The sequence below is a fragment of the Actinoplanes sp. NPDC049668 genome (genome assembly GCF_044465445.1).
GTDB lineage: Bacteria > Actinomycetota > Actinomycetes > Mycobacteriales > Micromonosporaceae > Actinoplanes.
The window spans coordinates 1,079,631-1,104,933 of sequence record NZ_JBITLR010000002.1 but is presented as its reverse complement, the minus strand read 5'-3'; the positions used below and the strand labels follow the sequence as shown (position 1 = coordinate 1,104,933).

19 protein-coding genes are annotated in these 25,303 nt (G+C 70.7%); 10 read left to right on the top strand and 9 right to left on the bottom strand.

The genetic code is table 11. The annotated features are described in order from the left end of the window. Nucleotides 1–56 precede the first annotated feature (56 nt). On the top strand, nt 57–419 hold the full coding sequence (locus tag ACIBSW_RS11790) for a metalloregulator ArsR/SmtB family transcription factor (RefSeq protein WP_354717855.1): 363 nt from the start codon (nt 57–59) through the stop codon (nt 417–419). Beyond that, nucleotides 416–916, top strand: coding sequence for an SRPBCC family protein (locus ACIBSW_RS11785; protein WP_354717857.1), 501 nt, complete (start codon nt 416–418; stop codon nt 914–916). The genes ACIBSW_RS11790 and ACIBSW_RS11785 overlap by 4 nt, the downstream gene beginning before the upstream one ends. Nucleotides 917–944: 28 nt before the next feature. On the opposite strand, the gene ACIBSW_RS11780 is transcribed toward ACIBSW_RS11785, so the two are convergent. After that, a complete protein-coding gene (locus ACIBSW_RS11780) occupies nt 945–1,514 on the bottom strand; it encodes a TetR family transcriptional regulator (protein WP_354717859.1) in 570 nt (189 codons plus the stop codon). Between the two features lie 47 nt (nt 1,515–1,561). On the opposite strand from ACIBSW_RS11780, the gene ACIBSW_RS11775 reads away from it, so the two are divergent. After that, complete coding sequence (locus ACIBSW_RS11775) at nt 1,562–4,723, top strand: cytochrome P450 (protein ID WP_354717861.1); 3,162 nt, start codon at nt 1,562–1,564, stop codon at nt 4,721–4,723. A gap of 44 nt (nt 4,724–4,767) precedes the next feature. Here ACIBSW_RS11775 and ACIBSW_RS11770 read toward each other — a convergent pair whose 3' ends face one another. After that, nucleotides 4,768–5,631, bottom strand: coding sequence for an SCO6745 family protein (locus ACIBSW_RS11770; protein WP_354717863.1), 864 nt, complete (start codon nt 5,629–5,631; stop codon nt 4,768–4,770). A gap of 125 nt (nt 5,632–5,756) precedes the next feature. On the opposite strand from ACIBSW_RS11770, the gene ACIBSW_RS11765 reads away from it, so the two are divergent. Continuing rightward, nucleotides 5,757–7,004, top strand: coding sequence for an MFS transporter (locus tag ACIBSW_RS11765; protein WP_354717865.1), 1,248 nt, complete (start codon nt 5,757–5,759; stop codon nt 7,002–7,004). A gap of 43 nt (nt 7,005–7,047) precedes the next feature. Here the strand turns inward: ACIBSW_RS11765 and ACIBSW_RS11760 are convergent, their stop codons facing one another. Then, complete coding sequence (locus ACIBSW_RS11760) at nt 7,048–7,533, bottom strand: hypothetical protein (protein WP_354717867.1); 486 nt, start codon at nt 7,531–7,533, stop codon at nt 7,048–7,050. A 425-nt stretch (nt 7,534–7,958) separates the two neighbouring features. Between ACIBSW_RS11760 and ACIBSW_RS11755 the strand changes: the two genes are divergently transcribed. After that, on the top strand, nt 7,959–8,315 hold the full coding sequence (locus ACIBSW_RS11755) for a hypothetical protein (RefSeq protein ID WP_404799304.1): 357 nt from the start codon (nt 7,959–7,961) through the stop codon (nt 8,313–8,315). Between the two features lie 94 nt (nt 8,316–8,409). Here the strand turns inward: ACIBSW_RS11755 and ACIBSW_RS11750 are convergent, their stop codons facing one another. From ACIBSW_RS11750 to ACIBSW_RS11735, 4 genes are all read right to left on the bottom strand, one after another. Continuing rightward, nucleotides 8,410–8,541 (bottom strand): hypothetical protein, encoded by a 132-nt coding sequence (locus tag ACIBSW_RS11750; protein WP_354717871.1) that lies wholly within the window; start codon nt 8,539–8,541, stop codon nt 8,410–8,412. Between the two features lie 67 nt (nt 8,542–8,608). Further along, a complete protein-coding gene (locus ACIBSW_RS11745) occupies nt 8,609–8,956 on the bottom strand; it encodes a lipopolysaccharide assembly protein LapA domain-containing protein (RefSeq protein WP_354717874.1) in 348 nt (115 codons plus the stop codon). 35 nt (nt 8,957–8,991) lie between these two features. After that, on the bottom strand, nt 8,992–13,884 hold the full coding sequence (locus tag ACIBSW_RS11740) for an AAA family ATPase (RefSeq protein WP_354717876.1): 4,893 nt from the start codon (nt 13,882–13,884) through the stop codon (nt 8,992–8,994). 302 nt (nt 13,885–14,186) lie between these two features. After that, nucleotides 14,187–15,386 carry a cellulose binding domain-containing protein gene (locus ACIBSW_RS11735; RefSeq protein WP_354717878.1) on the bottom strand — a complete coding sequence of 400 codons (1,200 nt, stop codon included), beginning with the start codon at nt 15,384–15,386 and terminating at the stop codon, nt 14,187–14,189. A 250-nt stretch (nt 15,387–15,636) separates the two neighbouring features. Between ACIBSW_RS11735 and ACIBSW_RS11730 the strand changes: the two genes are divergently transcribed. Beyond that, entirely contained in the window at nt 15,637–16,410 is a 774-nt protein-coding gene (locus ACIBSW_RS11730; protein WP_354717880.1) for a cellulose binding domain-containing protein, read from the top strand. A 22-nt stretch (nt 16,411–16,432) separates the two neighbouring features. Here ACIBSW_RS11730 and ACIBSW_RS11725 read toward each other — a convergent pair whose 3' ends face one another. Together ACIBSW_RS11725 and ACIBSW_RS11720 are read right to left on the bottom strand one after the other, a co-directional pair. Continuing rightward, nucleotides 16,433–18,253 carry a family 43 glycosylhydrolase gene (locus ACIBSW_RS11725; protein ID WP_354717882.1) on the bottom strand — a complete coding sequence of 607 codons (1,821 nt, stop codon included), beginning with the start codon at nt 18,251–18,253 and terminating at the stop codon, nt 16,433–16,435. A 15-nt stretch (nt 18,254–18,268) separates the two neighbouring features. Continuing rightward, a complete protein-coding gene (locus tag ACIBSW_RS11720; RefSeq protein ID WP_404799303.1) occupies nt 18,269–19,903 on the bottom strand; it encodes a glycoside hydrolase family 27 protein in 1,635 nt (544 codons plus the stop codon). 253 nt (nt 19,904–20,156) lie between these two features. On the opposite strand from ACIBSW_RS11720, the gene ACIBSW_RS11715 reads away from it, so the two are divergent. The 4 genes from ACIBSW_RS11715 to ACIBSW_RS11700 all read left to right on the top strand — a co-directional run bounded on the left by ACIBSW_RS11715 (nt 20,157) and on the right by ACIBSW_RS11700 (nt 25,264). Then, complete coding sequence (locus ACIBSW_RS11715) at nt 20,157–22,241, top strand: RICIN domain-containing protein (protein WP_354717884.1); 2,085 nt, start codon at nt 20,157–20,159, stop codon at nt 22,239–22,241. Between the two features lie 26 nt (nt 22,242–22,267). Beyond that, nucleotides 22,268–23,035: a class I SAM-dependent methyltransferase gene (locus ACIBSW_RS11710; protein ID WP_354717886.1), complete on the top strand. Its 768-nt coding sequence runs from the start codon at nt 22,268–22,270 to the stop codon at nt 23,033–23,035. Nucleotides 23,036–23,108: 73 nt separating this feature from the next. After that, nucleotides 23,109–23,495, top strand: a complete 387-nt coding sequence (locus tag ACIBSW_RS11705; RefSeq protein ID WP_354717888.1) for a DUF6394 family protein — start codon at nt 23,109–23,111, stop codon at nt 23,493–23,495. 11 nt (nt 23,496–23,506) lie between these two features. After that, nucleotides 23,507–25,264, top strand: a complete 1,758-nt coding sequence (locus ACIBSW_RS11700) for an NAD-binding protein (protein ID WP_354717890.1) — start codon at nt 23,507–23,509, stop codon at nt 25,262–25,264. Nucleotides 25,265–25,303: the final 39 nt, after the last annotated feature.

Genomic DNA, 25,303 nt, shown 5'->3' with positions numbered 1-25,303 from the left:
CGTACGCGGAGACAGATGTCCTTGCTAATGCGTAACACGATGGTTACGCTTCTCGGGTGGACGACGTGGCCGCGGCGATCGCCGACCCGGTGCGGCGGGAGATCCTGGTGATGCTGCGCGAGCAGCGGCTCGCCGCGGGGGAGATCGCCGACCGGTTCGCGATCAGCCGGCCCGCCGTCAGCCGCCACCTGCGGGTGCTCCGGGAGAGCGGGCTGGTCCGCGACACGCTCGTCGGCCGCCGGCGCCTCTACGAGGTCGACGGTTCGCGGTTCGCCGGCCTGATCGAGTGGCTCGGCCAGTTCGCCCCGGCCGCCGGCTGGGAGCGCCGCCTGGACGCGCTGGAGACCGAGGTCTATCGGACCCGGCGCGAGCGCCGCCGGCGCGACGCGACGGATCAACGACAGGAGAACACGGCATGAGCAGCGCACCGACCGGCCGGCTCTTCCCGGCCGCCGACGGCACCGACCTCGTCGTCAGCCGCGTGTTCCGGGCCACTATCGAGGACGTGTGGGCCAGCGTGACCGAATCCGATCGCACCGCCCGGTGGTTCGGCGCGTGGCAGGGTGATGCCGCACCCGGCCGCACGATCAAGGTGCAGATGGCCTACGAGGAGACGGCGCCGTGGTTCGACGTGCGGATCGACGCCTGTGAACCACCGCGGCGGCTGGCCGTGTCGACGAGCGACGAGGCCGGCGGCTGGCGGCTCGAGCTGCTGCTGTCGCACGCGGACGGCAAGACCGAGCTCCGGCTCGTGCACCACCTCGACACCGCCGACGGGGTCGGCGAGATCGGTCCGGGCTGGGAGTACTACCTGGACATGCTGGTGGCGGCGCGTGACGGCCTGCCCACGCCGAGTTTCGACGACTATCTCCCGGCGATGAAGCCCTACTACGAGGCCCTGCGAGACCCGGCGTGACCCTTAGCTCACCCTGAGCAAGCAGGCCCTAGCGCCGGGCGGCCACGCCGTCGATCAGCAGCCACACGGCCAGGGAGAACCCGGTGTCGTCGGAGTCCTCGTCGCCGATCAGCCGGCGCATCGTCCCGTTCACCTCGGTCAGCAGCAGCCCGCCGACCAGCGCGGCGAGCACCGCGCCGACCCGCTCCGACTCGGGCTCGTCCAGCCCGGCGGTGCGCAGGATCGCGCAGAGCGAGCGCCACATCGGACCGTCGCGCTGCACGAAGTCGTCGCTGGTGAAGGCGTGCCGGATCAGGTTGCGGTGGCCGAGGCTGAGCGTGCGGAACCGGTGCGCGAGCTCGTAAAGCTGTTCCTGCCAGGTGCCGGGTCCGACGACGACGTCGCGTGCACCCTCGGTGACCATCCGTGTCAGACCGTCGAGCAGGGCCGCCTTGTTGTCGACGTGGTGGTAGAGCGACATCGGATTGACGTCGAGTTCGGCGGCGAGTTTCCGCATGCTCAATGCCTCGACACCGTCGGCGTCGACCATCTTCAGCGCGGTGTCCAGGATGCCCTCTCGCGTGAGCCGTGTCTCTCGGGGCTTCGCTGCGGCAGGCATACGCCGTACGGTAGCAGCCCTACACCGTATGGCTCAGGAGGTTCCCATTGTCCGAACCGATTCCCGCCCCACGTGGCCTGCCGATCGTCGGCAATGGACTACAGATTCCGGTCGAGGGAACCCATCGGTTCTTCGCCGACCTTGCGGCGCGGCATCCGGAGGGCATCTTCAGGTTGAACCTGGCCGGCCGCCATGTGGTGCTGGTGTACGACCCGGACCTGGTCGCCGAGGTCTGCGACGAAACGCGGTTCTACAAGCCGATCGACCCGCCGCTGGCGCACGTACGGGACTTCGCGGGTGACGGACTCTTCACCGCCCGTGATGGTGAGGAGAGCTGGGGTCAGGCACACCGGATCTTGCTGCCCGCTTTCAGTCAGCGGTCCATGAAGGCCTACTTTTCGGACATGTTGGACGTCGCGCAGGCGCTCGTCGGCTCCTGGGAGACCAAGACCGACGTGGACGTCACCGACGACATGACCCGGCTGACCCTGGACACCATCGCGCTCACCGGGTTCGGCTACCAGTTCCGCTCCTTCGAGCAGCCCGAGCTGCACCCGTTCCTGCAGGCCATGGGCCGGGCGCTGACCGAGGCGATGGACCGGACCCGGCAGCTGCCCGCGATCACCGGGCTCAAGCGCCGGGCAGATGCGGCATATCGGGCGGACATCGCCTCGATGCAGGACCTGGTCGACGACGTGATCCGGGCGCGCCGCGCGGCCGGGACCACGTCACAGGACCTGCTCGGCCTGATGCTGGAGGCGGCCGACCCGGTCACCGGCGGGCGGCTGTCCGACGAGAACATCCGTAACCAGGTGCTCACGTTCCTGATCGCCGGGCACGAGACCACCAGCGGCACCCTCGCCTTCGCCCTGCACCTGCTGCTGCGCAACCCGCACGTGCTGGCACAGGCGTACGCCGAGGTCGACCGGATGCTGCCCGGCGAGACGGTGCCCAGCTACGACACCATCATGAAGCTGGACGTCATCCCGCGGATCCTGGACGAGACCCTGCGGCTGCTCTCGCCGATCCCGGCGATCGGCCTGATGGCCCGCGAGGACACCCTGCTCGGCGGCCGCTACGCGCTCCCCGCCGGGCAGAAGGTGGGGATCCTGATGAAGCCCCTGCACACCGACCCCGGCGCGTGGCCGGACCCGGAGACCTTCGACATCGACCGCTGGCTGCCGGAACGCAAGGCGCAGCACCACCCGCACGCCTACAAGCCGTTCGGCAACGGCGAGCGGGCCTGCATCGGCCGGCAGTTCGCGCTCACCGAGGCGCGGCTGGCCCTTGCGCTGATCCTGCAGCGCTTCGCGATCTCCGATCCGCACGGGCACCGCCTGACGATCAAGCAGACCCTCACCATCAAGCCCGACGGCCTGGTCCTGCGGGTCCGGCCGCGCCAGCCGCACGAGCGGCTCAGCGTCGCGGCACCCGAGCAGGCCGCGCCGGTCGCCGTCACCGCGGACCTGCAGGCGGCGGGGGTACGGCTGCGCGTCGCGTACGGATCGAATCTCGGCACTTCGGAGGAGCTCGCGCAGCAGCTGGCTGAGCGGGCCCGCCGGGCCGGCTTCGACGTCCGCGTGCAGACCCTCGACGAGCTCGCCGCCGACCTGCCCGGCGACGGCCTGCTCGCGGTCGTCACCTCCAGCTACAACGGCAAGGCCCCGGACAACGCCGGCCGGTTCGACGCGTGTGAGATCCCGGCCGGCGCGCTGACCGGCGTCCAGTACGCGGTCCTGGGCAACGGCAACACGCAGTGGACGACCTACCAGGCCTTCCCGCAGCGGGTCGAAGCCGCCCTGGCCGCGGCCGGCGCGACGGCGATCGTGCCGCGCGGCGAGACCGACGCCGCCGGCGACTTCGACGGCATGGCCACGGCCTGGTTCGACCGCTTCTGGGCGGCGCTGGCGCAGGCGTACGGCGCCACCGGCGAGCAGGCCGCCGGCGCCCGCTACCAGGTCGAGGTGCTGGGCGAGGACCAGGTCCGCCCGGCCGTGGTGTCCGACCAGGCCTACCCGATCATGGTGCTCGGGGTCGACGAACTGGTCGACGACGCCACCGCCTGGTGGGACTTCCCCGGCGAGGCGCCGCGCCCCGGTGTGAAGGCGCTCACCGCCCTGCTGCCCGAGGGTGTCGGCTACGCCGCGGGCGACCACCTCGCCGTGTACGCGAAGAACGACCCCGAGCTCGTCTCCTGGGCGTTGCACACCCTGCGGGTGCCGCACGACCAGGTGATCCGGCTGGCCCAGGACAGCGAGCGCCGCACCTCGCTGCCGATCGGCGTGCCGGTCTCGGCACACGTGCTGCTCACCGAGTTCGTCGAGCTGCAGGAGCCGGTGACCCGCAGCCAGCTCGGCGTGCTCGCCGGGTACACCCGGTGCCCGTGGACCACCGGTCAGCTGGCGGGCTGGTCCGCGGACACCGACGAGGCCCGGCGCTCCTACGCGGACGAGATCCTGGCCAAGCGGGTCAGCCTGCTGACTCTGCTGGAGCGGTTCCCGGCGATCGAGCTGCCGCTCGCGGCGTTCCTCGAGCTGTGCGGCACGATCCGCCCGCGCTTCTACTCGATCTCGTCGGCGCCGCTGGACAAGCCGCGTGAGGTGACCTTGACCGTGGGCCTGGTGGACGGCCCGGCGCTGGCCGGGCAGGGCCGGTACCGCGGCATGTGCTCGCAGTATCTCGCGCGGCTGCAGCCCGGCGACACGTTCTTCGGCCAGGTGCGGGTGCCCACGCCGGAGTTCCGGGCGCCCGCCGATCCGGCTACGCCGATGATCCTGATCGGCCCCGGCACCGGCTTCGCCCCGCTGCGCGGCTTCCTGCAGGAACGGGCCACCCAGCAGGACCGGGGACCGGCGAAGCTCTTCTACGGCTGCCGCCACCCGGAGCACGACTGGCTCTACCGCGACGAGATGCGGCAGTGGGCCGCGGACGGCGTGGTGGACCTGCACGTGGCGTTCTCCGCGGTGCCGGAGCACCCGTACCGCTTCGTGCAGGAGGCCCTCGCGGCCGACGGCGACGCGGTGTGGGAGCTGCTGGAGCAGGGTGCGCACATCTATCTCTGCGGCGACGGCGCCCGGATGGCCCCGGCGGTCCGCGGCGAACTGGCGGCGCTCTTCCGGCGGCACACCGGTGCCACGGCGGAGCAGGCGGACGTCTGGCTGCGGTCGCTCGAGGCGGCGGGCCGCTACCAGCAGGACGTGTTCGCCTGATCGGTGCGCCCGCCGGGCCCGGCCACGCCCGGCGGGTGCTCCGATCAGACCACGCTGGAGACGTTCAGCAGGCCGGCCTCGGATACCGCGCGGCTGATCGGCCCGGCGAGCTCCGCGAGCCGCGTGCAACCGGCGCTGCCCAGCACCGCGTACGCCGGCGCGGCCAGCAGGTCGGTCCGGTCCTCGACCCACTGTCGCTGCGCCCGGCCGGCCTCGGTCAGCGCCGGCTCGTCGCCGGCCTCGACCAGTCCGCCGGAGCGCAGACGATCGGCGGCGGCTTCCCACTCGTCGGTGCTCCAGCCGCGGGTCCGCCGCAGTACCTCGGGCGCGACTCTGCCAGTGGCGGCGTGCAGGACGAGGGCCTCGATCCCGGACCGTCCCGTGAGGAGCAGGGCGGCGACGTGGCCGTCGCCCCGGTACTCGCGGAGCAGCGTCTGCGCATGCCAGAGCACCAGATGCGGCTCCTTCGGCCAGGGCAGCGCCGAGGTCGCCGCGAACAGTGGTCGCCCCTCGGGGTGCTCGCTCGCCGACTCGGCCGCCCGCCTGGCCAGGCTCGCCGCCTCGGCCATCTCGGGCGAGGCGAGCAGGTCCGGTTCGCAGGCCCGCCGCAGCGCGGCATCGGCCGCCTCGAGACGCGTACGCAGGATGTCGTCCGGTGTGGCGATCCGCCAGGCCGCCGGAATCGCGGCCCGTACCAGCGCGGGGTTGAAGTTGAAGAACGTGGCGATGACGGTCTCCGCGCCGACCGGCCCGAACGCGGCGGCCCGAGAGGCGAAGTAGCCCGTCCGCCCCTGCAACCCGAGTGCGGCATAGCGCTGGTGAGCCTCCGGCGCGAAATAGATCATGCCGTGGATGGGCTCGGCGGTCCGCCAGGCCGTACGGACCAGCGCCGGTTCGAGCTCTGTCATCCCGTCTCCCATCGATAGACAACGATGCGTCACGTCACCATTTGACGCCCTCGGCCGGACGAAAGCCAGGTGGGAGACGCATCTCACGACCCCTGACACGTGAACGCGACCTAGAGTCGCGCCTCGTGGATCAACTGAGCCGTAACCTGCGCTGGGGCGCACTGGGAGCCCTCGCCATGGGCGGCGTCGCGATCGGTTTGACCGAGTTCGTGGCGATGGGCCTGCTGCCGGAGATCAGCCGTGGCCTGCTGCCGCAGGCCTACGCGGAGTCGCCGGCCGACGCGGTGGCGCAGGGCGGTTGGACCATCACCGCGTACGCGCTGGGCGTGGTCGTCGGCGCGCCGGTGATCGCCGCCGCGACCGCGCGCGTGCCCCGCCGCAAGCTGGTGCTGGGGCTGCTGGCGCTCTTCGTCGCCGGCACGGTTGCCTCCGCGGTCGCGCCCACCTTCGGCCTGGTGCTGCTGGCCCGGTTCGTGGCGGCGCTGCCGCACGGCGCCTACTTCGGCGCGGCGGGGCTGCTCGCGGCCACGCTGATGGGGCCGGGCAGGCAGGCCCGCGGGTACGCCGTGGTGCTCAGCGGTCTCACCGCGGCGAACATCGTCGGCGTACCCCTGATCACCCGGCTCGGGCAGGTGGCCGGGTGGCGGGTCGCGTACCTGGTCATCGCCGCGGTCTTCCTGATCACCCTGGCCGCGGTCCGGATGCTGGTGCCCGAGGTCGCCGCGACGCCGGGCGGCTCGCCGGCGGGCGAGCTGCGGGCCCTGCGCACCCCGCGGGTCTGGCTGGCCGCGGCCACCGCGACCGCCGGGTTCGCCGGCTTCTTCGCCGTGTACAGCTACCTCGCCCCGGTCACCACCGAGGTGGCCGGCCTGGGCGCGGGCACCGTGCCGTGGGTGCTGGTGGCGATGGGGCTGGGCATGGCCGCGGGCAACGCACTCGGCGGCTGGCTGGCCGACCGGGACCTGCGGCGGGCCATGCTCGCCGGGTTCACCGCGTCGATCGCCGCCATCGTGGCGTTCGCGTTGATCGCCGACACCACCGCGGGGCTGTTCCTCGGCGCGTTCCTGGCCGGCGGGACCAGCCTCTTCGTCGGCCCGGCGCTGCAGGCCCGGCTCATTCAAGTCGCGCCGAGCGCCCAGCTGATGGGCGCGGCGGTCAGCCAGTCGGCGCTGAACCTGGCCAACAGCCTCGGCGCGGCCCTCGGCGGGCTGGTGATCGCCCGAGGCCTCGGCTACCTGGCTCCGGCGTGGGTCGGCGTGGCGCTCGTCGCGGTCGGGCTGGCCCTGGCCGCGGCCGGCTTCGCCGGCGAGCGACGACGCTCGCCCGGAACCCCGAATTCGAGTCCGGATTCGGCTGCGGCGCTAAGCCGATGAGGAACGCCTCGCGCAGGCGCCGGCGAGATTCAGCGGGACATCATCAGCAAGACCTGCGGCCACTGAGCCCGGCGGTCGTCCGCCGCATGCCCAGGGGTGGCGGGTGACGTCGTCTGAGTAGTCCGGCGAGTTCCACCTCGACGCCCGGCGCCCACGGCGCGCCGAGCAGGCCCGGGCCGGGCGAGGTGGTGGGCCGGCTTTCCGCGGCGCGCCGCCGGCTGATCTCGTCGATCCACATCATCACATCGGTGTCCGGATCGACGTGGCATCCGGCGAGCCACCACACCTCGACGAAAGTGGCCGCGAGGACGCCGGCGACCTGATGCCGTTCCGGCACCTGATGACCTAAACGGCGCGACACGAGGAATGCGCATTGGTCGAACAGCTCGGAGAACGCGCCATGGTCGTCATCGCCAATCCGGCGGATCAACCATCGCAGTCGCTCGGGGCCACCGGGCGGGCCGGGCGACGCGGATTCGGGCAGGCGGACGGCCCGACAGAAATTGACGTGATCGGTCAACGCTGACACCGGGACTCCTCGGGGGCGACGTGAAGACGTGCGCCGCCCGGGGACCGAAGCGACAGATCGCGAGCATTGGACTCGCGTCAACGGAAACGCTACGACATCACCCACATGTGCGGAAGGGCGCCACGAACGAGTGAACAGCCCTTTGCTCAGCCGTGTCCCGGGTCGACGTCGGTGTGCAAGATGCCCGCGGGGTCGATGCCGAGCATGTGGAGCAGGGCGGCGTTCTTGTACGTGTCGACGAGCTCTGGCAGATCTCGTTCCACCCAGTCGGCCCTCGCGTTCAGCCCTCTGGATCGTAAGACGGAGGTGATTTCAGATCTGTCGATGTGCATGGCATTTCCCCATTTTCATTGTGGCGGCTTTGCGGATTTGCGTGATCGCGGATGCGTGATCGGGGCCGATTCCGGCGAGGATCCACGGCTGGCGTGGTGAATGTGGGCGTCGTGATCGACGGCGTTCGGCGGCTGATCCTGGCGATGCGCGCCGACGTCGGGCCGGGTGGATGCGTGGTGACGGATCTACCCCACGACCCTGATGTCGAGTCTACAGTCCGAAATATGGCGACGGTTGTGCTGCGCGCTCGTCTCATGGGCGGCGATCGGATGGACGTGACTTTCGAGGAACCTGACGCGGACACCGAGGAGGAGGTCATCGACAATGTGATCTCTATCCTTGCCCAGGATGCCGGTGTGCTTCGATGCAGGCACGGCGACCGCCTCGTAGTGCTGTACGGCCGAGGCGTCGCCGCCCTCGAGGTGGCACCCCGTGGTGCGGTCTTGTGATCAGGCAGCGCACCTCGGGACGGACGCGCGCCGGCATACCGCTCCCGTCCCTGGCGGGCCCGTGTGCCGTCGTCCGACGCGGTGCGATCCGACCTCACCGGTCACCCCACCAGGCGCCGTCGAGCAGGGCGCGTGGGGAGCCGGTGGGTTCCAGGCGCAGCCGCGGGACGGACGGTGGCGTCGCCGAGGTGATGGTCATGTAAGTGGTGGCAGTCGCGACTTTCATGTCGGCTCCTTCCGCCGCCACTGATGTCAACGGCGTCAACGGCGTCGAGACCATGCGATGGGGTGGTCTAGCGCTGGCGGGACAGGCGGCGGCGTAGCTGGGCGATGCGGACCGTGCCGACCGCCATGATCAGGATTGCCGTGCCGGCGGCCGCGATCAGCAGCGCCAGGGCCAGCGGCAGGCTGCCCTCCAGGCCCAGGAAGTTGACCTGCACGCTACGGGTGTTCTGCCCGATGAAGATGATCAGCACCACGGAGAGCAACGCGGCGGCACAGATGCCGAACCACGCCGAGCCGGCGCGAGTGCGGGGAACCCGGCCCGGCGGCGACGCCGCCGGCGTGCCGCTCGAGGCCTGCGGCGTCGAGGCTGAAGGGTCAGCAAGTGCGATTGGGGTGCGATACCGGTCGTCGGACATGACATTCCCTGGGGTGGGCCGGTGTGGCGGGCACCTCAAGGATGGATGTCGTCGATTCCGGGATGTCTCCATCGTACGCCTGTTCGGCCGGGCGGCTGGTCGAGGACTCCGGTCGCCGGCGGAAGTGAGACGACGAAGGTCGATCCGCGCACGGGCGAGGGGCGGTAGCGCACGTCGCCGCCGTTGGCGCGGGCCAGTTCGCGGACGATGTACAGGCCCAGCCCGGTGCCGGTGACCTTCCTGGCGGTGCTCTCGGCGCGGGCGAAACGGCCGAACAGCCGGTCGCGGAACTCCGGCGGGACGCCCGGGCCCCGATCGGCGACGTCGATGGTCACGGCGCCGCCGGCGGAGCCGTGCGCGTCGATCGCCTGGACCCCGCCGCCGTACTTGTCCGCGTTGCTGATCAGGTTGGTGAGGATCTGGTCGAGGTGGCCGGGCTGGACGGCGGCGACGAGGTCGGGCGGGCAGGAGACGGTGACCGCGGTGGTGGCGGTGGCGCCGAGCGCGGCCTCGATGTGATCGGCCACCCGGACCGGGCGCGGGGTCGCGGTGAGCCGGCCGGCGTCGATGCTGACCAGCGCGAGCACCTCCTCGACGATGCCGGCCAGCCGCCGGGTGGCGCCGTGCGCCTTGGCGACCAGCTGGTCGGCCGGCGACGGCAGGGGATCGCCGGTCAGGGCCAGGTCGAGGCTGCCGAGGATGGTGCCGAGTGGATTGTTGATCTCGTGGCCGAGCATGCCGATCAGGTCGGCCTTGAGCTGGTTGGCGGCCTCCAGCTCGCGGTTGCGGTCGGCGATCTCCGCCGTGCGGGCCCGGACCTCGCCCTCCAGGGAGTCGTAGTGCAGGGCGTTGTCCAGGGAGACGGCCAGCTGACCGGCGATCAGCTCGACGGTCTCCAGGCGGCCGGTGGAGAAGACGCCGGGCTGCCGCTGGTTGGCCAGGACCAGGACGGCGTCCTCGGCGCTCTGGCAGGGCACCGGGATGACCAGCAGGCTGCAGGCCTCGAGACCGGCCAGGTACGGATCCTGCGAGAACCGGTCGTCCCGGGTCGCGTCGGCGACCAGCAGCGGGTGGTGGGTGCGCTGGACGTAACGGACGGCGGACGCCGGCAGGTCGGTGGTGGAGAAGCCGGAGACGGTGCGGCCCCGCAGCGACAGCTGCACGTCGGTTGCCCCGGTCATCGCGCACAACTCGTCGATCACCTGCGTGGTCAGTCCGGCGAGGGTGGTCTTCGAGCTGAGCGCCCGCGACGCGCGCAGAATCGCCATCAGGTCCAGCTGGTCGGCGCCGCCGCCCGGGCCGCTGCCGGCCGTGTTCCGCAGGAACGGGTGCTCAGACTCGAGGCGTGCGACCGGGCCGCCGGCACCCCACGCCCGGTACGCGTCGCGCGCCTCGACCAGCAGCCGGCGCCCGGCGTGCGTCAGACCCTGCTCCAGGTGCAGGCGGGCGGCCCGCTCGGCGAGCAGGGCGTGATGCCACGGGCGACCGGTCACCTCGCGAAGGCCCTCGTCGAACAGCCGGATCGCGGCGGCGGCGTCACCGCCGGCCCGGGCCATCTCGGCGTCCACGAGCAGCAGCAGCGGCCGGAAGTTGCGGGGCGCGTCGGCGGCCCGGCGGGCCAGCCAGTCCCGGGCGTCCGCCGAGGCGGGGGAGGGGTCGCTGAGACAGCGGGTGACCCGGGCGAGCGCGCTGGAGTAGAACCCGCGGATCGCCTTGGCGCGCGCCATCGCGGCGGCCGAGTGCTCCGCCAGGGCCGCGGTGTCGTCGCTGAGCAGCGCCGCCAGCGCCCGGTCCAGGTGATGGTCGGCCAGCAGGGCCGAATTGTCGCCGATCTCGTCCAGGTAGGCCGCCTCGTCGAAGCCCTCGGCGGGTTGCCCGAGCAGCACCCGGAACAGCTGCCGGTGTCCGAGTGCGATCAGCCGGGCGTACCAGTTGCCGGTCCGTTCCGCGAAGGCCAGCACCGCCGCGGTCTCCTCGGCGCAGGTCTGCAGCGAGTCCTCGGTCTCCAGCAGCATGACCAGCAGTCGCGCCGAGTGCCATCCGGCGATCTGCACGTCGCCGACCGCGAGCAGCTCGTCGCGGGCCTGCCAGCAGCCCTCGACGACCTCCTCCAGCGGCTCGAACCAGGGTGCGGCCAGCATCAGGTGCTGGTAGGCGGCCACCGCCGCCGCCGCGTGGTAACCGTGCTCGCGGGCGGCCCGAAGCGCGTGCGCGGTCAGCAGGTATCCGGTGCGGTGGTCGTCGAGCAGCCAACTCGTCACACGGATGGCCCCGCCCAGGGTTCCGGTCAGCGGCGGGCACACCCCGTTCTGTTGCCACAGCACGTGTGCCCGTAACACCAGCCAGGCGTGCAGGTCCGGGTCGGCCACGAAGGTGGGCACGAGCATCCGCTGCAGGATCCGGGCCACCGCGACGATCCGCGGATCGCCGCACTCCCGCGTCGGGTAGGCCGTCCCACGGTCGGCCACCCAGTCCCGGAGCTCGAGCACGGCGCGCTGGTTGTCCGCGGCCAGGTCCGCCGGCGGGGCGATGCCGAACCGCCGCAGCGCGTCGAGCCCGAGCGCGATCGCCGCCCGGCACTCGTCGCGCTGGGTCAGGCTGTTGATCTGCACGGCGGTGGCCGTGACCAGGACGAGCGGGTCCGGGGAGCGAGCGGCGAGATCACGGTAGATCCGGTCGGCCTCGGCGTGCCGGCCCAGGCAGAAGAGCGCCGTGTGCCGGTCCACCGCGATCGCGTCCCGGTCCGTGGCGTCGCCGGCGGTGAGGACCCGGTCGGCGGCGGCCAGCAGTTCGTCGGCGGCCGGATAGTTGGTCATCAGTGCGGCGCGGCGACCGGCCTGGTGCAGCAGCGCCGACGCGGTCCGGCGCTCGCCGTCGTCGCCGATGAGGCCGGTCGCCGCGAGGTACTGCTCGGCGGCCTGCTGCTCGTACCCGCCGTGCGCGGCCAGGCGACGGGCCATCGCCAGCCGCGATCGATCCATCTCGGCGGCCGGGAGCAGATCCCGGGCCGCCTGCAGTACCAGGTCGTGGCAGAACTTGACGGTGTCGTCCGCGGTGATCAGTCCATCGGCGACGGCCGGAGCGAGGTGTGCCGGGAGGGCGGCGGGCGGGATCGCGGTGGCGGTGGCGAGCAGTTCCGCGCGGACGCTGCTGCCGAGACAGGTCAGCGCCACCAGTAGGCGCCGGGTCGTCGCCGCCTGCTGCGCCAGGCGGGCGGCGAGCAGCTGCGGCAGGCGGTGGCGGGTGACGAAATTCCGTACCGGTTCGGGGTCCCAGTCCCAACCGCCCTCCGCCGGCGTCAGCAGGCCCTCCGCGCGAAGCCCGTTGATCAGTTCCACGGTGGCGTACGGATTCCCGGAGGTTGCCGTGCCGATCAGGTCGGCGAGCGACCTCGCGGCCGAGGGATCGAGCCGCAGCACCGCCCCGGTCAGCTCGGCCAGCCCGGCCCGGTCCAGCCCGGCCAGCCGCAGCCGCGGCTCGGCGAGTCCGTCGCGCTCCCAGCGCGCGGCGAGGCCGGCCACCGTCTCCTCGTCCCGGTAGGCGCAGACGACCAGCAGCCCGGGTACCGGCCCGGCGGTCACCAGCTCGTCCAGCACCCGCAGCGATCTGCCGGTCGCCCACTGCAGGTCGTCGACCACCATGACCAGCGGACGGTACGCCGCCACGGTGCGCAGCAGCGTGACCGTGGTTCCGCCGGCCCAGGTCGGCGGGGTGACCAGGTCCAGCGGTTCGGCCGCCACCCGCCCGCCGAGAAGTATGTCCAGCTCGGGCACCGCGCCGGACATCATCTTGCCGAGCGGACTGAGCGCGGCGACCAGCCGCTCCCGGTGGCCCGACAGCTCCGCCTCCGGTAGCGCGAGTAGCAGCCCGGCCAGTTTTCTGATCACCTGGCCCGTGCCGCCGGCGTCGACACCGGTGCGGAACTGCTCGTACTTGCCGGCGAGAAACCAGCCGCCGCGAGCGGCGATCAGCGGTCGCAGCGTCTGTATCAGCGTGCTCTTGCCGATCCCGGCCGGGCCGCTGACCAGCACGGCCCGGCCGTCACCACGCAGCGCCCGGTCCAGGGCCGCGGCCAGGGCGCCGACCTGCGGGTCCCGGCCGACCAGAATGGGCGGTGCCGGCAGGAACAGCGGGAAGTCCCGGTCGCCCGGCGTCCAGTCGCCGTCGGGGTCGGCCGTCCAGCGGGCGAGATCGTGGGCCAGGCCCTCGGCGCTCTGATAGCGCCGGTCCGGGTCCTTCTCCAGCAGCCGCATGATGATGTCGCCCAGCCGAGATGGCAGCCCCGAGGCGCACGGGGTGCCGACCAGGGTGTCGCGTACCAGATCGAGCGGGTCGTGGCCGGTGACCGGGGGAGCGCCGGTGGCGAGGGTGTAGAGGGTGGCGCCGAGGCCGTAGAGGTCGGCGCGGCGGTCGGTGCTCAGGCCGATGCGGCCGGTCTGCTCGGGTGCCAGGAACCCGAGAGTGCCGACCGGGCCCTCGTCCGCCTCCGGGTCGCCGGTCGGGCCCTCGTCGGCTTCCGAGGCGCCGGTGAGCGCTAGGTCGAAGTCGATGAGCAGCGGGGGAGCGTCCGGGCGCAGCACGACGTTGGCCGGGGTGATGTCGCGGTGCAGGACGCCGGCGCGGTGGACCGCGGCGACCGTCGTGGCCAGGGCGTGTGCGATGCGGACCAGGTCGGGCAGGGGCATCGGCCCGGCCGGCGGCGGTGCGCCGCCGTCGTCCTGCAGGACCAGGGTCCGGCGGGCCTGGTCCGCGGCGAGGCGGGGGACGCCGGGCAGGCCGGCGAGCTTCTCCAGTACGGCACGTTCGTGCTCGATGCGGCGGATCGCGCCGGCCCCGGTGGCGTGTTTGCGGATCACGCCGGGACCGTCGGGCGGGGTGCGGCGGGTGACCTGCGTCCGGTCACTCAGGTACAGCAGCTCCTCGCCCATATATCGGATAATGCTACGTTTGACATGATTTTTCTCAGTGACCGCCAGCGGTCTGACCAAAGGGCCGCGCTCGCCCGCGAATCGTCAGCTCGTTCGATCACGCTCAGGGTGCGGCCGCTCATGTGCTGCCGACCCTCTCAACGTCCCCAGTAGAACGATTCGACGTCGCGCGCTATCAGCGTGCGATCGGCCATCGGCGCGACAAGCTTCAGCCCCCGGGCCGGTCGCAATGGACCGGCCCGGGGTATGGGGGAGCCGAATCAGGCTGGTTGGCATGAGCTACCGCGACGTGCCGGCCGGCCTCAGCTTCCGGCGCAGCCGGCGGTGACACCGCTGCCGGTTCCGATGCCCTGGAAACCGAAACTGGTGGCTTGGCCGGGGGCCAGCCGCCCGTTGTAGCTCTGGTTGGTGAGGGTGACGGCGCCGCTGCTGCCGCTCGGGACGGCGTTCCAGGCGGAGCTGATCGACGTTCCGCTCGGCTGGGCGACGGTGACACGCCAACCGTCGAGTGCGGTGGCTCCCGCGGTGACGTTGACATTGGCGACGAATCCGCCGTTCCACTGACTCTGCACCGAGTAGGCCGCGGTGCACGTGGGGCTTCCATCGCCGGGCGGCGGGCTGGACGGCGTGACCGGGGGAGTAGTAGGTGGAGTGTCGCCGTCGAGGGTCAGGTTCTTCTGCTGGACGGTCCACTGACTTCGGCACAGGCCGCAGTCGGCGCCGACGAAGTTGGCGCCGGCGGTGATGTCGCCCTTCAGGCGCCACTTGAGGTAGAGCACCGCCACGCGGCCGAACTCGCCGCCGTTGGCCTGGTCGTAGGTGCCGCCGTGGCCGACGTTCAGGTTGCCCATGAAGGCGGGCAGCCCGGCCGGGAGCTTGCCCCAGTCGTCCATCGCGTTCGGGTAGGCGATGTCGCCAGGCCCGCCGATGAAGTACGCGATCGGCTTGGTCAGTCTCCTGAGCTGGTAGTCATCGGCGTCGTTCAGCAACCCGCTGCTGAAGATGCCGGTCGTGCTGACGCGCGGATCGTTGGAGACGGCGTAGGCCTCCAGGCCTCCGCAGGAGAAGCCCGCGACGGCGATCTTGCCGGTGTCGAGCCTTCCGTAGTACTTGCCGCCCTGCCGGGAATTCTCCGCGACGGCCCAGTCGATGGACTGGGTGAGCATCTGGGACGTCGTGGAGCCGGATCCGTTCGGGTTTCCGTTGGCGATGGCGAGGAAGCCGTGCGAGGAGATCTCGCGAAGGAAGTTGACCTGTGCGGTGCCGCTGGCCGCGCAGCCGCCGTTGCCCCACACGAAGACGGGTAGCCGCTCGGACGGCAGGGTCTGTGGCCGGTAGATGGTGTGGTTGGGCAGGCCGGTCGAGGTTTCGTAGTCGGCCGGATAAGGACCGGAGCCGCCGGGCGCCGCATCGGCCGGTGTCCCGCCGAGCGCCATGATGGCGGCGGCGAGCGGAACGACGACGGCCGCCAGTCCGGCGCTGATCCTCGATCTTCTTCTCATTCGACCCTCCACGGGCGCAGTCACGGCGCTCCCCCCGGCGACATAGGGATGACCGCGGCAACACCCATTGATAGTCGACGATGCTGCCAGAGTATTTCGCCGATCTCAATGCGGATGGACGGCGAAAAGATCGGGTGATGAAAAGCGTTATATCGCGTCGGTCGGCAGAGTCGTCCGGGGGTGTTTCATTGACGTTCATCCATTGAAGTCTTATGTTTGCTGAAATCGTCGACGGGAAAGGTGCGACGTCATGGCGTTGTCCAGACCATCGGTCCTGGGCCTGTGCGCGGCGATCGGCGGCACGGCCGCGGCCGCCGCCCTGGCGATGTCACCGGCCGCCGCCGACGGCGGCCCGGTGGCGTCGCCGGCGGGCGGATGCGGCGCGATCGCGCGGGTCGAGGCGCAGTGGGGCAGCGGGCCGAACGGGGGTCAGATCCTCGCCGTCACGGTCACCAACACGTCCGCGGCCACCACCACGAAGTGGGCCGTGTCCTGGGCGTTGGGCGCCGGCCGGCGGATCGTCTCGGCATGGAACGCCGCGGTGAGCACCTCGGGTGACACGGCGACTGCGATCAACGCCTCGCACAACGGCATCCTGGCGCCGGGCACGTCGGCCACGTTCGGGACGCAGCTGTCCGGCGTCGGCCCGGCTCCCGCACTGAGCTGCGACAACGGCGCCACGACGCCGACGAGCTCCGCGCCACCGAGCGGCCCGGCCGGGCAGACGGTCACCGTCTCCGCGGCCGACAACCGCAGCACGGTACGCCTGCGCGTCGGCGACGCCCTCGTGGTCAGCCTGGCGAGCAACTACCTGCCGCCGGCGCTCTCCACCGTCGGCGTACTCGTGGCGCGCGACAGTGCCGGCGGCTACCCGACCGGCCAGCCGCTCGTGGCCCGCTACCTCGCCGCGGCGGCGGGCACGGTCGAGGTGTCCACGCTGACCGACATCGCGTGCAACCACCAGCCGACGCCCTGTCCGTCGCCGCAGGTCCCGTGGGCGGTCACCGTCACCGTCACGGACTGAGCGACGTCCGCACGGGCGGTGGCTACCGGAGTGAGGCGTCGTCCAGGTACAGGTTGTCGGTTCCCGCAGTGGTTTCGACGTAGAGGACCGCCCTCGTCAGCGTCCCGCTCCAGGACACCGTCGCGGTGCCGGACAGCTGCGTCCAGCCGGTCGCGTTCACCGTCGCGGCCGGGGTGAGCTGGAGGTAGCTGGTGGTGCCGTTGGCCGTCAGCGCCATGGTCGCCTTCGCGGCGGGCGTGCCGCTCTGCGAGCGCACCCACACGCCGGTGGCGTAGGACCTGCCGTTGGTCATCCGGGACGTCACGTCCTGGCCGGGGCCGTTCCACGCTGATGTGCGGCCGCTGATGGCCAGAGACCGCGTGCCGCCGCGCACGACGCCGGTGGCGGCCGAGAGCGTGCCGCTGCCGTTCACCTGCCAGCCGGTGAGGCCGTCCTCGATCCCGGGGTTGGTGAGCAGGTTCCCGCCGGTGTCGGTGCCGGTGAACTGCCACCAGTTGACGTTGAAGAGGTAACCGCTGCCGCCGGCGAACCTGAGGTACAGATCCTGTGTGCCGGTCAAGCCGGTCACCCCGCAGGTGACGGAGGTCCAGGCCTGCCAGCCGCCGGTGCCGGGGACGGTGCAGGTGCCCGCCAGCGTGCCGGTGGGGCTGCCCAGGCGCAGTTCGATGCGCCCGCCGCTCGTCGCCGACGCGACCCTTGCGGTGAACGAGGTGGCGCCTGTGCCGAAGGCGACGCCCTTGACCTTGATGTAGTCGCCGTTCTCGACGTTGGCGACGTTCATCGCGCCCTCGGACGCCGGTTCGGTCTCGACCCCGGACGACCAGGCGATGGTCTCGGCCTCCTGCCGCTGGAACGGATTCACGGTGGCGATCTGCGCCGGGCCGGCCGTCGTCATGTTCATCGTCGGAATGGTGCCGCCGGAGCCGTAGGTGAAGCGTTCAACGGCGACCGAGCGCGTGAAGCCGCCGCCGCCGGGCAACGCGCCGTTGTGGTAGAAGAAGTACGAACCGCCGTTGAAGTCGACGACGCCGGGGTGGTTGGTGAAGCTGCCGCCCTGGGTGGGCATGACGGTTCCGCGGTAGGTCCACGGTCCGGTCGGCCCGGGCGAGGTGGAGTAGGCGATGAACTCCGAGCAGCACTGCGCGGCGAACACGTTGTAGTACAGCCCGTTGCGCTTGTAGACCCAGGGCCCCTCTTCGTACAGGGTGGGCCGGTTGGCGACGTTACCGGGGCGAGTGCCGAATCCCGCGGTGGTCAGCGGGATCTGGGTCGGACCGCCGGAGTACGAGATCATGTCGGTGTTCAGCCGCACGTACCACAGGTTCGGGTTTCCCCAGTACAGGTACGCCTGCCCGTCGTCGTCGATCATGACGCTGGGGTCGATCTCGCCGTTCTCCACCAGCGGCCTGCCGAGGGCGTCGGTGAACGGACCGGTGGGGCTGTTCGACACGCCGACCCCGATGGCCATCCTTCCGGTGCTCCGGTTGGTGACGGGCACGTACCAGTAGAACTTGCCGTTGCGGTAGGCGACCTGACCGGCCCACGCGTCCTTGCTCGCCCAGGCGAAGGTGGCCAGGCTCATCGGGGAGCCGTGGTCGGTCCAGTTCACCATGTCCGCGGACGAGTAGACCCGCCATTCCCTCATGGTGAACCACGTCGAGGCGTCCTCGTCGTGGCCGGTGTAGAGGTACACCCGGCCGTTGTGCACCAGGGGTGCCGGGTCCGCGGTGTAGATGGTCTGCACGATCGGGTTGTCCGCCCGGGCGGTCCCGGCGAGGACCGGAATCAGCGCGAACGCGCAGAGCAGGGCAGTGATCCAGGTGATGACGCGCCGTTCGGTCATGATGTGCTCCAGGGGTCAGCGTCGGGTCCACTGCTGGTTGGCGGCGCCGGTGCAGGTCCACAGCAGGGTCTGTGTGCCGTTGGCGGTCTGGTTGTTGTAGACGTCCAGGCAGAGGCCGGACTGGTTGCCGCGGATGGTGCCGTTGCTCTCGAAGGTCCATTGCTGGTTGGTCCCGCCGTTGCAGTCCCAGAGCTGTACCTTCGTCCCGGCGGTGGCGCCGATCGGCGCGTCGAGGCACTTGCCCAGCGCCTGCAGGGCCTGACCGGACACGGTCCACCTCTGGTTGGTGGCGCCGTTGCAGTCCCAGATGACCGGCTGGGTGCCGTTGGCGGTATTGCTGTTCGGCACGTCCAGGCACCGGCCGGACGCGGTGCTGACCAGGGTGGTCGATGCCGGTGGCTGCGGCTCGCCGGTGGTGCCGCCGCTCACCCGGTACACGACCGTGCCGTGCGCGGGCACGCTCGCGCTGATCGTGCCGCTGGTGGTCGTCGTGGCGCCGGTCCCGGCGTCGACCAGGGAGTACGAGGACGCTCCGGTCTTCCCGATCGCCGCGGCCGTGGTGGAGATCGTCCGGGTGGCGCCGCTCTGGTTGAACAGGGCCACCGCGACATCGCCGTTGGCCAGGCGCTTGGCGAGTACCCGCTGGTTGGCGTCGCCCGCGACCTGGACACCCTGCCGGCCGAGGCTGTCCTGGTTGACGGCGATGAGCCGGCCGTTCTTCAGGATCGACTGGGTGGCGGTGCTCATGCCGCGGATGTCGTTGCCGGCGATCAGCGGCGCGGCCATGATCGCCCACATGGCGAAGTGGGAACGCTGCTCGGTGTCGGTCAACGTGCCCCGGCCGACCTCCATCATGTCCGGGTCGTTGAAGCCGCCCGGTTTCGCGTACCCGGCCAGCGGCACGTTGACGTTGATGATGTTCTGTACGCCCATCGGGTAGCCGTTGGTCTGATCGGTGTTCCAGACCAGTTGGATGTCCTCGGTGGTGCGCCAGATGTTCGCCACGTCACCCCAATTGCGTTGGGGGCCGGTCTTGGCGTGGATGCTGTTGGAGTTGATGCTGTACAGAATCGGCCGGCCGGTGGCGGCCAGAGCGTCGCGCATCTTCGCGAACGTGGCGACCTGATCGCTGATGCTGCCGCTGGGCGAGCACCAGTCGTACTTCAGGTAGTCGACGCCCCAGGCGGCGAACTGCCGGGCGTCCTGTGCCTCGTGCCCCTGGCTGCCGGTCGCGCCCGGGTAGGAGTCGAAGTACTGCGCGCAGGTCTGGTCGAGCGGCGCCTGGTAGATCCCGAACTTCAGTCCCTTGCCGTGAATGTAGTCGCCGAGCGCCTTCATGCCGCTGGGGAAGCGGGTCGGATCGCCCTGCAGGTTGCCGCTTGCGTCGCGGGTGGAGGCCATCCAGCAGTCGTCGACCACCACGTACTGGTAGCCCGCGTCACGCATGCCGGAGCTGACGATGCTGTCGGCCATGCCCCGGATCAACGTCTCGTTGATGTTGCAGAAGAACGTGTTCCAGCTGTTCCACCCCATCGGCGGCGTACGGCCCACCCCGTTCTCCAGGGCCTGCGCCGGCGAGGCGGTGGAGACGAACGTGGTGCCCGACAGCAGCAGAAGTCCCGCGGCGAGCATGGTCCTGAGACGTCTCATGGGTATCGACCTGTCAGAGAGAGTGAACGTTAACATCGCGATTCGCAAAGGTTGCCAGAATGCTCTCGGACATTCAAGGGTGAGAATTCAATGCAGGGTCGATCGCCGCGCCGCTATCCATAACGTCTTTCCGGCAATAGAAAAGTGTTATCTCGACGTCCCGTAGAGGGTCGCAGACGCCCTTGAATGTATGGAAAAACTCTGGCAACATTGCCGTTCATAAATATGTGAGCGTTAACATGGAGGAGTGGCAATGAGCGCACGCGACACATCTCCCGGAACGCCGCGGCGGCGCGGGTATCTGGCGATCGCCGCCGTGCTGGCCCTGCTGGCCGGTGTCGCGGTCACGGTCGTGAACGCTCCTGCCGCGGCCGCCGCGACGATCGACACCGGCGCCTGGTACGTGCTGGTCAACCGCAACAGCGGCAAGGCCCTGGACGTGTACAACCTGGCCACCAACGACGGCGCCCGGATCACCCAATGGTCGCGTAACGACGGTAGCCAGCAGCAGTGGCAGTTCGTCGACTCCGGCGGCGGCTACTACCGGCTCCGATCGAAGCTTTCGGGCAAGGTCCTCGACGTCTACAACGGGTCGACCGCCGACGGCGCCGCGATCGTGCAGTGGACCGACAACAACGCCGCCAACCAGCAGTTCAGCGTCCAGGACGTCGACGGCTACGTCCAGCTGATCAGCCGCAACAGCGGCAAGGCCCTGGAGGTACAGGGCGCCTCCACCGCCGACGGCGGCAACATCGTCCAGTACGCCGACTGGAACGGCGCGAACCAGCAGTGGCAACTCGTCCGGGTCGGCTCCGGCACACCGACGACGCCGCCGGCGAGCGGCACCTTCACCAACCCGGTCGTCTGGCAGGACTTCGCGGACGGGGACATCATCCGCGTCGGGGACGCGTACTACTACTCGGCCTCGACCATGCACTACTCCCCGGGCGCGCCCATCCTTCGCTCCTACGACCTGGTCAACTGGGAGTTCGCCGGGCACTCGGTGCCGCGGCTGGACTTCGACTCGAACGCCTACGACCTCAACGGTGGCCGGGCGTACGTCAAGGGCATCTGGGCGTCGGCGTTCAACTACCGGCCGAGCGACAGCACGTACTACTGGCTGGGCTGCACCGAGTTCAATCGCACCTATGTGTACGCCTCGACGGCGGTCGGCGGCGGCTGGAGCAAGAAGGCCCGGATCAACAAGTGCTACTACGACGCCGGCCTGCTGTTCGACGGCGACACCCCGTACGTCGCCTACGGCAACTCCACGATCAGCGTCGCCCAGCTCTCGTCGGATCTGACCTCGGAGGTACGGTCGCAGACCGTTTACACCACCCCGTCGAGCATCGGCACGCTCGAGGGCGCCCGGATGTACAAGCGGGGCAGCTACTACTACATCTGGCTGACCCGGCCGGCGAACGGCCAGTACGTGTTGCGTTCGACCAGCCCGTGGGGGCCGTACGAGCAGCGTCAGGTGCTCCTGGACCTACCCGGCCCGATCTCCGGCGGCGGCGTGCCGCACCAGGGCGGGCTGGTGCAGACCCAGAACGGCGACTGGTGGTACATGGCGTTCACCGACGCGTACCCGGGCGGCCGGATGCCGACCCTGGCCCCGATCAGCTGGAGCGGTGACGGCTGGCCCGTTCTGCAGACGGTCAACGGACGCTGGGGCGCCAGTTACCCCAAGCCCGCCATCAGCACGACCAGAACCGTCCAGCCGATGGTCGGGCCGGACACGTTCACCGGCACCACGCCGGCGCCGCGCTGGGAGTGGAACCACAACCCCGACACCACGAGGTTCAGCGTCGGCAGCGGCCTGCGGCTGTCCACCGCGACCGTGACCAATGACCTCTACAACGCCCGTAACACGCTGACGCATCGGATCCAGGGCCCCGCCTCCACGGCCACGATCCAGCTGAACTACTCGACGATGGCCAACGGTGACCGCGCCGGTCTGGCCATGTTGCGTGATCAGTCGGCGTGGATCGGCATCCGCAAGGACAACGGCGGCACCCGGGTGTCGATGACCAATGGGCTGACCATGTCGACCAGCGGGTGGACCACCACCGGCACCGGCGCCGAGGCCGCCGGCGCCACCGTCTCCGGCGGCACGATCTGGCTGCGGGTCAGCGCGAACATCCAACCCGGCTCCGGGCGTACGGCCACATTCTCGTACAGCACGAACGGCAGCACGTTCACGGCGCTGGGGCCGGCGTTCACGCTGCACAACGACTGGCAGTTCTTCATGGGCTACCGCTTCGGCATCTTCAACTACGCCACCAGCGCCCTCGGCGGCTCCGTCACCGTCAACCGGTTCGACCTGACGGCCCCGTAGCCCTCTCGGCGGTACCCTGGCGATCGATGCTTGATTCCAGTAACGAGATCGCCGTCAACCGCGCCCTGTGGACCGTCGTGAATGCGGACTTCACCGACGCGCGTGCGCATGAGGCGTGGGCGGCCGAAGACTTCACCTGGGGGCTTTTCGACAACCTGGAGAGGCGGATAGGCGCGCTCGGTGACGTCGCCGGCCTGGACGTCGTCGAGCTCGGCTGCGGTACCGCGTATGTCTCCGCCTGGCTCGCCAGGCTCGGCGCGAGACCGGTCGGCGTCGACCTGACACCCGCGCAGCTGGACACCGCCCGCCGCTGCCAGGAGGAGTTCGGCCTGTCGTTCCCGCTGATCGAGGCCAACGCCGAGGACGTACCCCTGCCGGACGACTCCTTCGATCTGGCCGTCAGCGAGTACGGTGCGTGCGTCTGGTGCGACCCCGAACGCTGGATCCCGGAGGCGGCGCGCCTGCTGAGGCCCGGTGGGCGGCTGGTGTTCCTGACCAACAGCGTCCAGGTGACGCTGTGCGTGCCCGAGGACGGGGGACACGCGGGCGATCGGCTGTTACGACCCCAGAAGGGGTCATCCCGGGTGCAATGGCCCGGCGGTGGGTTCGAGTTCCATCCCAGCCACGGTGAATGGATCCGCATCCTGCGCGAGAGCGGATTCGCCGTCGAAGCCCTCCACGAGCTGTACGCCGGTGACGAGGCGAAGACCCCCGAGTACTACGACATCGCCACGGCCGGATGGGCGGGGCAATGGCCGGTCGAGGACCTGTGGACCGCACGGCTGACCGGCTGAGAGTCCGGTCGTCTCGCAGCGGCTGACGCCGGACCGGGTTAGCGTGAATGGTCTTGAACCCGGGGAGTCGCGTATGAGTCTCGAGAAGGTGGTCTTCGGCTTCTTCGTGCTGCTGGCCGCGACGCTCAACTTCGGGTTCTTCATCGGTGACATGTCCGACCCGGCGTTACACAACGTGTACGAGCTGTTCGCCGCAATCGTGGTCAGCCTCATCGCGACCGTGCTGAAGTTCGGGGACCGTACCCAGATCGGCGCGGTGCACCTGGCCACCAGCCTCGTCGCCGACCTCCAGCTGATCGCCGCCGCGCTGGTCTGGGGATATGCGACCCAGATCGCGTCGAGCGGCCTGGACCCGGCGGCGATGGCCAGCGTGGTGTCGCTGTCCGGGGGCGCGCTACTGGCCAACCTCGTCTCGGTCGTACTCCTGGTGGTAGAGACCGTGTCCTTCCAACGCCGGTGATGGGGGAGGTCGTGGCTGGTTCGGCACGGCGGCGGAGGTTCTCCGCCCGGTCGGCGGAGACCTCGTCCACGGTCTTCCTGATCATGCGCCGGATGCGGGCACCGCTGATCGTCCTGATCACGATCTTCGCCGTCAGCGTGCTCGGCCTGACCCTCATCCCCGGCCGGGACGCCGCCGGGCAGCCCGCCCGGATGGGGTTCTTCGACGCGTTCTACTTCATGAGCTACACGGCGACCACCATCGGGTACGGCGAGATCCCCCACCCGTTCACCAGCGCACAGCGGATGTGGGTGACGGCCACCATCTACCTCACCGTGATCGGGTGGGCGTACGCCATCGGGTCGCTGCTGACGCTGCTGCAGGACCGGGCATTCCGGCAGGCGCTGCGGCTGCAGCGCTTCATCCGCAGCGTGAACCGGCTGCGCGAGCCGTTCCTGCTGATCATCGGGTACGGGCAGACCGGGCAACTGCTCGGCCACTCGCTGGACGCCATCGGCCGGCGCTTCGTCGTCCTCGACGCGTCCGGGGAACGCGTCGACGCGCTCAACGTCGACTCGTACCACGGCGACGTACCCGGGCTGGCCGGAGACGCCGGCAATCCGCACACCCTGGCCGTCGCCGGTCTCGAGCACCCCCGGTGCGAGGGCGTGCTGGCGCTCACCGACAACGACGAGGTCAACCTGGTCGTCGCGATGACCGCCGCCCTGGTGCGACCGGACCTGCCGGTCATCGCCCGGACCGTCTCGCCGGCGATCGAGCACCGGATGCGGGCCTTCGGCTCACCGGCGGTCGTCAACCCGTTCGACCGCTTCGGCGACCACCTGGCGCTCGCCCTGCGCGCACCCGCGTCGTACCAGCTGATGTCCTGGCTGGAGAGCGGTCCGGGCGCCGACCTGCCCGACCCGGGCCGGCTGCCGACGGCGGGCGGCTGGGTGCTGTGCGGCTACGGCCGCTTCGGCCGCAAGCTCACCGAGGACCTGCGCGCCGAGGGCCTGGACGTGACGATCATGGACCTGCAGCCGGACGCCACGGCGCAAACCACAGTCGTCGTCGGCGACGCGTCAGAGCCGGCCGTGCTGGCGCGCGCCGGCCTCGAACGCGCGGTGGGCTTCGTCGCCGGCACCGACGACGACATGACGAACCTGTCCCTGATCGCCGCCGCCCGCCGGATCAACCCCGGACTGTTCATCGCCTCGCGGCAGAACCGGCCGACCAGCGCGCCGCTGTTCGCGGCGATGGACGTCGACCGGTTGCTGGTGCCGACCGAGCTGGTGGCGCGGGAGATCTACGCGCAGCTGAGCACCCCGCTGCTGTGGCGCTTCCTGCAGGGCATGCCGGCGCGCGGTGACGAATGGGCGGCAGAGATCATCGACCGCCTCCGGCAGCAGTGCGGCCGGCGCCTCGGCAGCGTCTGGAAGGTCGCCCTGACCGGTACCGACGCGCCCGCGCTCGGGCCCTGGCTGCGCGCGGGCGACGTCCGGCTCGGCGACCTGCTGAAGAGCCCGCAGGACCGGAGCCTGCCCCTCGCCGCCGTGCCGCTGCTGCTGCAGCGGGACTCCGAGAGCATCCTCGGCCCCGACGGCGACACCACCCTGGCGCTCGGCGACCAGCTCCTGCTCGCCGGCCGACCCGCGGCGCGCCGGCACCTGCTCGACACCATGACCCACGACGCCGTCAGCGAATACGTCCTGACCGGGCGGTCCGTCCCGTCGGGCTGGCTGTGGCAACGAATGACCGGCCGGAGGCCACACTCCGCCCGGCGGGACTGAAGCTCACGGGCACCGGGCGTCCGCGTCCTAAGCTGCCCG

Excerpts from the sequence above, each read along its gene's own strand:
- ACIBSW_RS11785 (WP_354717857.1), top strand. The coding sequence starts at position 416 with ATGAGCAGCGCACCGACCGGCCGGCTCTTCCCGGCCGCCGACGGCACC.
- ACIBSW_RS11780 (WP_354717859.1), bottom strand. The coding sequence starts at position 1,514 with ATGCCTGCCGCAGCGAAGCCCCGAGAGACACGGCTCACGCGAGAGGGC.
- ACIBSW_RS11770 (WP_354717863.1), bottom strand. The coding sequence starts at position 5,631 with ATGACAGAGCTCGAACCGGCGCTGGTCCGTACGGCCTGGCGGACCGCC.
- ACIBSW_RS11750 (WP_354717871.1), bottom strand. The coding sequence starts at position 8,541 with ATGAAAGTCGCGACTGCCACCACTTACATGACCATCACCTCGGCGACG.
- ACIBSW_RS11745 (WP_354717874.1), bottom strand. The coding sequence starts at position 8,956 with ATGTCCGACGACCGGTATCGCACCCCAATCGCACTTGCTGACCCTTCA.
- ACIBSW_RS11740 (WP_354717876.1), bottom strand. The coding sequence starts at position 13,884 with ATGGGCGAGGAGCTGCTGTACCTGAGTGACCGGACGCAGGTCACCCGC.
- ACIBSW_RS11735 (WP_354717878.1), bottom strand. The coding sequence starts at position 15,386 with ATGAGAAGAAGATCGAGGATCAGCGCCGGACTGGCGGCCGTCGTCGTT.
- ACIBSW_RS11730 (WP_354717880.1), top strand. The coding sequence starts at position 15,637 with ATGGCGTTGTCCAGACCATCGGTCCTGGGCCTGTGCGCGGCGATCGGC.
- ACIBSW_RS11725 (WP_354717882.1), bottom strand. The coding sequence starts at position 18,253 with ATGACCGAACGGCGCGTCATCACCTGGATCACTGCCCTGCTCTGCGCG.
- ACIBSW_RS11720 (WP_404799303.1), bottom strand. The coding sequence starts at position 19,903 with ATGAGACGTCTCAGGACCATGCTCGCCGCGGGACTTCTGCTGCTGTCG.
- ACIBSW_RS11715 (WP_354717884.1), top strand. The coding sequence starts at position 20,157 with ATGAGCGCACGCGACACATCTCCCGGAACGCCGCGGCGGCGCGGGTAT.
- ACIBSW_RS11710 (WP_354717886.1), top strand. The coding sequence starts at position 22,268 with ATGCTTGATTCCAGTAACGAGATCGCCGTCAACCGCGCCCTGTGGACC.
- ACIBSW_RS11705 (WP_354717888.1), top strand. The coding sequence starts at position 23,109 with ATGAGTCTCGAGAAGGTGGTCTTCGGCTTCTTCGTGCTGCTGGCCGCG.